At 60.2% G+C, this 5,757-nt stretch carries 6 protein-coding genes; all 6 read right to left on the bottom strand.

The window, feature by feature from the left end; genetic code table 11:
- Positions 1–983, bottom strand: a 983-nt coding sequence (locus tag QZ522_RS17325; RefSeq protein WP_294614540.1) for an MFS transporter, incomplete at its 3' end; no start/stop codon positions are given.
- Positions 984–1,023: 40 nt separating this feature from the next.
- Positions 1,024–2,331 (bottom strand): ATP-dependent protease ATPase subunit HslU, encoded by a 1,308-nt coding sequence (hslU, locus tag QZ522_RS17320; RefSeq protein ID WP_294614537.1) that lies wholly within the window; start codon positions 2,329–2,331, stop codon positions 1,024–1,026.
- Positions 2,328–2,882 (bottom strand): ATP-dependent protease subunit HslV, encoded by a 555-nt coding sequence (gene hslV, locus QZ522_RS17315; protein ID WP_294614534.1) that lies wholly within the window; start codon positions 2,880–2,882, stop codon positions 2,328–2,330. Before hslV ends, hslU begins: the two co-directional genes overlap by 4 nt.
- 60 nt (positions 2,883–2,942) lie before the next feature.
- Positions 2,943–4,091, bottom strand: coding sequence for an amidohydrolase (locus QZ522_RS17310; protein WP_294614532.1), 1,149 nt, complete (start codon positions 4,089–4,091; stop codon positions 2,943–2,945).
- Positions 4,092–4,172: 81 nt separating this feature from the next.
- Positions 4,173–4,493, bottom strand: coding sequence for a thioredoxin (gene trxA / locus QZ522_RS17305; protein ID WP_294614529.1), 321 nt, complete (start codon positions 4,491–4,493; stop codon positions 4,173–4,175).
- Between the two features lie 60 nt (positions 4,494–4,553).
- Positions 4,554–5,757 (bottom strand): 3'-5' exonuclease (locus QZ522_RS17300; protein ID WP_294614526.1); only part of this gene is annotated, 1,204 nt, incomplete at its 5' end.

Here is a 5,757-nt window from a genome sequence, read left to right as displayed (position 1 = left end):
AGGGTGCTGTTTGCGCCGGTGGTCAGGGCGAGAAACACGAAGCCAAGCAAAACCATGCCGGGCCCGTTGGCAAAGGCAAACAGAACAAAGGCGGCCACCATCGGGATTTGCATGAATGGCAGCAATCGTGCCGTGCCCAGCCGGTCAAGCGCCCAGCCCGACAGGATCATAGCGCCAATCCCGACACCTGTGTATATCGGGAACATCGCCACCAACTCTACATGCGAAATCGCTTTGATCTCGGCAAAGTGGACCTGATGGAAAAAGAACGCGGTGTTAAAGGCCGACGGCCCCAAAAGCGCCGGGACCATGAACCAGAACAGGAAATGTCCAAGCGTCTGTCGCCGGGTCCAGTGGCGTTCTTCCATGCCAAGCGACTGGCTTGTCTGTGCCCAGGATTGCGGCGTGCGTTCGCGGCGCAGCAAGAGCATCAAAAGCGGGATACCCAGGATCGCGACCACCGCCGCGAGTATCCACAGCATCCGCCAGTCATAGACCAGAAGCAGCGAGACAAAGATCAGCGGAAGGAACGCCTCGCCGATTGCAAAGCCAAGGGTTGCCACCGAAAGCGCCTTGCCCCGCGCCGCCACGAACCAGCGTGCCATCGCGACCACGGCGATATGGCTCATCATGCCCTGACCGGTAAAGCGAAGCGAAAAGATCACCACGGGCAAAAGCCACCAGACCGGGTTGAGCGCCATGAACACACAGGCCCCGGTCATCATCACCAGGATCACCGGCGCAAGCGCGCGCACCCGGAACCGATCCGTCAGCCCCCCGGCCCAGACCATGACAAGCGCCGAGGCGGTCGTGCCAAGCGTATAAATCCCACCCCATTGCCCATGGCTAAGCGCAAAACTCTCTCGAATTTCGCCTGCGAAGATGGAAATGAAATAGGTCTGCCCAAAGCCCGACAGAAACGTCAGCAACACCCCGGCCGAAAGCCAGGGTGCATTGTCACGAAGGAAGGCGAGAATCGACATATCCCTACGTCGCGCGAAACGCGGGCAAAGGGAAGTGTGATCAGAGCACGTAGCGCGAAAGGTCCGCCGACCGCATCAGCTCGCCAAGGTTCTTTTCAACAAAACCGGCATCGACGACAACCTGATCGCCAGAGCGGTCGGGCGCGCTAAAGCTCAGCTCCTCGAACACCCGTTCCATCACCGTATAAAGCCGCCGCGCGCCGATGTTCTCGACCGATTGATTGACCTCGGCGGCGATCTTGGCAAGTGCGGCGATACCGTCTTCGGTGAAGGAAACGGTGACGTCCTCGGTGCCCATCAGGGCGGTATATTGCAGGGTCAGCGCATTGTCGGTCTCGGTCAAGATCCGTACGAAATCCGCCTCGGTCAGGGGGCGAAGCTCGACCCGGATCGGCAGGCGGCCCTGAAGCTCTGGCAAAAGATCGGACGGCTTGGCGATATGAAACGCGCCGCTGGCGATGAACAGGATATGATCGGTTTTCACCGGGCCGTATTTGGTCGAGACCGTCGTGCCCTCGATCAGCGGAAGCAGGTCACGCTGAACCCCTTCGCGCGACACATCGGCGCCGCGCGCATCGGAGCGGGCACAGACCTTGTCGATCTCATCAAGAAACACGATGCCGTTCTGCGCGACCGCCTCTAGCGCGACCTTGTTCACGGTCTCATCGTCCAAAAGCTTGTCGGCCTCTTCCCCGATCAGCAATTCATAGCTTTCCGCGACGGTCACCTTCTTGCGCGTGGTGCGCCCGCCAAAGGCCTTTCCGAAGAGATCGCCAAGGTTCATCATGCCCATCTGGCCGCTTGGTTGCCCCGGAATTTCCATCATGCTCATCGGGTTGGATGTATCGGCGACCTCGATTTCGATCACGGTGTCATCAAGCAATCCGTCCTTCAGCTTTTTGCGAAACATCTCGCGGGTCGCCTCGCGGGCGTCTTCACCGGCGATTGCGGTAATCACCCGCTCAGCGGCGGCTTCGTGGGCGCGGGCCTTGACGTCGTCGCGCATGTGTTCGCGGGTCTCGGCAATGCCAATGTCCACCAGATCGCGGATGATCTGTTCGACATCACGCCCGACATAGCCGACCTCGGTAAATTTCGTTGCCTCGACCTTGATGAACGGCGCGCGGGCAAGCTTGGCCAGGCGGCGGCTGATCTCGGTCTTGCCAACCCCGGTCGGCCCGATCATCAGGATGTTCTTTGGATAAACCTCTTCGCGCAGGTCATCGCCAAGCTGTTTGCGCCGCCAGCGATTGCGCAGGGCAACGGCGGTTGCGCGCTTGGCGTCATTCTGGCCGATGATGAAGCGGTCAAGCTCGGATACGATCTCGCGTGGGGTCAGGTCGGTCATTTTGAAATACTCTCCACCGTCAGATTGCCGTTGGTGTAAACACAGATATCCGCCGCAATCGCCATGGCGGCGCGGGCGATTTCTTCGGCGTCGCGGTCGCTGTCCATCATACCGCGCGCGGCGGCGAGGGCATAGTTGCCGCCTGACCCGATAGCGGCGACGCTATGTTCGGGCTCAAGCACGTCACCGGCGCCGGTAATCACGTAAAGCTCGTTGCCGTCGGTGACGATCAACATCGCCTCAAGCTTTTGCAGGTATTTATCCGTGCGCCAGTCCTTGGCAAGTTCGACGCTTGCGCGCTGCAACTGGCCGGGTGTCGCCTCGAGCTTGGCTTCGAGCCGCTCCAAAAGGGTAAAGGCGTCGGCGGTCGAGCCGGCAAAACCGGCAACCACGTCATAGCCCCCCGGCGAGATCCGGCGCACCTTGCGGGCGCTGCCCTTGATCACGGTCTGTCCAAGGCTGACCTGTCCGTCACCGGCGATGACGACCTTGCCGCCTTTCTTGACACCTATGATCGTGGTGCCGTGCCATCCGGGGAATTCGTTGCTCATGGGGCCTCCGTTTCGTTTGGGCCTATATGGAAGGGGCAGGCCCGGCGCGCAAGGCCCGCACTAGCCCAGAAGATCGCGGGCGATCCGCTCGAATATCCGAACGCCCTGCGGGATAAGGTCGTCGGGAAAGTCATAATCGGGGTTATGGAGCGCCGCGTGATCTGTCCCCGCGCCGAGAAAGAGCATCGCTGATTTGGCGGCATGACCAAACCGTCCGAAATCTTCAGAGGCTCGCATCGGAAGCCCGCGTTCATCCTGTGTGATCCCGAGGGCATCAAGCGCATTTGCAATAATCGCGGTCGCCTCGGTGTCATTCTCGCAATGTAGAAAGACGTCTTCATAACTGTGTGAGGCCCGCAGACCACAGGACTTGGCGGTGTCTGCCAAAAGGGTCTCGGCGCTATGGCAGAGCGCCTGCATCTGGTCATCGACCAGCGTGCGCAGGGTCACGAACAGGGTCGCCTCGCCCGGTGCGATCCCAAAGGCTGGTGCGCCCATTTGGGCATGTGTGACCGTGGCCAGCGTGAAATCCTTGTCCGCTGGCGTGCCGTGGCTTAGCGCGGTCAGCGCAGGCATCAAGCCGCAAAGCGCCGCCACCGGCGAGACGCCGTTTTCAGGTTCCGACGCATGCGATGACTTACCCGAAAGTGAAATCCGCATCCCGCGTGACGCACAGTTCACGGGGCCGGATTTCAGCCCGACATGCCCAAGCGGCAATCCGGGCCTGTTATGCAGGGAAAATGCAAAATCAGGCGAAATCGTTTCAAATTGAGGGGCGGCAATCACCGCTTCGGCACCGGCACCGTTTTCTTCGGCGGGCTGAAACAGCAACACGACACGCCCGCGCGCGGGGCGCTGCCGCGACAGCATGCGTGCCAGCCCCGCCATGATGGCCATATGCCCGTCATGCCCGCAAAGATGCCCTTTTCCGGGAATGGTCGAGTGGTGGGCGATGTCCGATGTCTCAAGGATCGGCAGCGCATCAAGCTCGCAGCGAAACAGAACGGTCGGCCCGTCGTCCTTGCCGATGTAACATGCGGCCACACCATGCCCGCCCAGCCCGGTAACTGTCTGATCGGGGGGATGTGCGGCCAGCATCGCGCAAATGCGCGCCGCTGTTTCCTCTTCCTCGCCCGATATCTCGGGAAAGCGATGCAGATCGCGACGCAAATGAATCAGTTCGGCAATATCGGCATTGGTCAGGGTCATGTGGCGATAATGCGTGTTTTGAGGTCAAAGAAAAGGGGCCGCGACCTGCGCGACCCCCAAACCATCCAAACTTTGTCTGAATTAGATGCTTTCTTCGATCCAGCTTTTCAGCGCGGCCTTGGGCGCAGCGCCAGCGCGGTTCGAAACGACCTCGCCGTTCTTGAAAATGAACAGCGCCGGAATGCCGCGTACGCCCATGGCGACGGCGGAATTGGGATTGCTGTCAACATCGACCTTAGCGATTTTCACCTTGCCGCCCATTTCGGCAGCAAGCTCTTCCAGGGCCGGGCCGATCTGTTTGCAGGGGCCGCACCATTCGGCCCAGAAATCCACAACGACGGGGATATCTGAATTCTTGACTTCGGCATCAAAGGTGTCGTCGGTGACAGCAACGGTAGCCATTGTAATCTCTCCTAGGGATCAGGGTTTCGATCGCGAACCTAGGTAGCAAGGCGTCGCGCGTCAAGCAATCTGGGCACTGCTGAGTGCATCTGTCACAAGATCGTGGGGCAGCGGCATTAGCGTCGCGGTGCGAGTCCACAAGATAGCGGTTTCAATCTTGTGCTCGGGGTAAATCGTCGCAAGGGCGTGGGCATAGGCCCCCATCTGCCGCAAAAGCCCGTCGGGACAGTCTTTTGGCGTATCGGGCACCATCGCATTGGTTTTGAAATCAACCGCAAGAATGCGGTCCGGTTCAATAATAAGGCGATCTATCGTGCCATGAATGCGGCGCCCGTTCAGGGCATCAAGATTTGCCGTGATTGAAACTTCAGCAAGTGTTTCCGGCGCGAACAGGGATTGAAGGCCGGGGCGTGTCAGGGCCTTTTCGGCCTCACCCAGCAGCAAGGCAAGTTCGTCGCCCGTTGCCGCGTCATCCCCCCTTGCCAAAAGCCGCGCGGCAGTCGCGGGCCAATCCTGTGCCGGAACCTGTGGCAGGAATTCAAGCAACCGATGCACCTGACGCCCACGTCGCTTTGCGGCCTCTTCATCCAGACCGCGTTCGCCGGGCAAGGCCTTGGCGCCGCCCATGTCAGAGGGGCTGACTGTTGCTGGCCTCGAAGCAACCTCTGGTGCGGGCTGTGCGAAACAGGGGGCGAGTGGGGGGATTTCCGGTTCTGAACTTTTGTCCGGATGTGTTTCTGTTTCTGTCCAGTCCCCGAATTCAAGCCGCAACCCGGCCCCGGTGGCAAAGTCAAAGGAACTTGCCCCGGCTTTTTGCATGCCCAGCTTGATCTTGTCGTACCAGGTATCGCCCTGCTTGCCCAAATCCCCGAAGGCGGCAACGATAAGCCACTTTTCGGCCCGCGTCATGGCGACGTAAAGCAGGCGGTCGCGCTCTGCCATTTGCGCGGCTTTCGCGATTTCTGTGGCGTCGCGGATGGCGGTTGGCATCTCGTCGGATTTCCCGGTCCAGAGCGCGCTATCTTCCGTGGTTACGATCTGGCCCATGGTCGGCGGATTGCGGCGTGCGGTGTCGGGCAGGATGACAATCGGCGCCTCAAGTCCCTTGGCGCCATGTACGGTCATGACCCGGATCCGATTTCCCGCGCTGTCCATCTGGCGCTTGATCTCAAGATCGTCGGTTTCCATCCAGACCAGAAACCCGGTTAGGCTATCGACGGCGCGCTGTTCATAGGCCATCGCCTGGGACAAAAGCGCGTCAATG

The sequence above is a fragment of the uncultured Roseovarius sp. genome (assembly GCF_913054395.1).
In the GTDB taxonomy this organism is placed as follows: Bacteria; Pseudomonadota; Alphaproteobacteria; order Rhodobacterales; family Rhodobacteraceae; genus Roseovarius.
Note: the sequence above shows the minus strand (reverse complement) of the source record. Positions and strands in the feature narration are given on the sequence as shown.

Bases quoted from the DNA above. Each gene is read 5' to 3' on its own strand.
- hslU (WP_294614537.1), bottom strand. From the start codon at position 2,331: ATGACCGACCTGACCCCACGCGAGATCGTATCCGAGCTTGACCGCTTC.
- hslV (WP_294614534.1), bottom strand. From the start codon at position 2,882: ATGAGCAACGAATTCCCCGGATGGCACGGCACCACGATCATAGGTGTC.
- QZ522_RS17310 (WP_294614532.1), bottom strand. From the start codon at position 4,091: ATGACCCTGACCAATGCCGATATTGCCGAACTGATTCATTTGCGTCGC.
- trxA (WP_294614529.1), bottom strand. From the start codon at position 4,493: ATGGCTACCGTTGCTGTCACCGACGACACCTTTGATGCCGAAGTCAAG.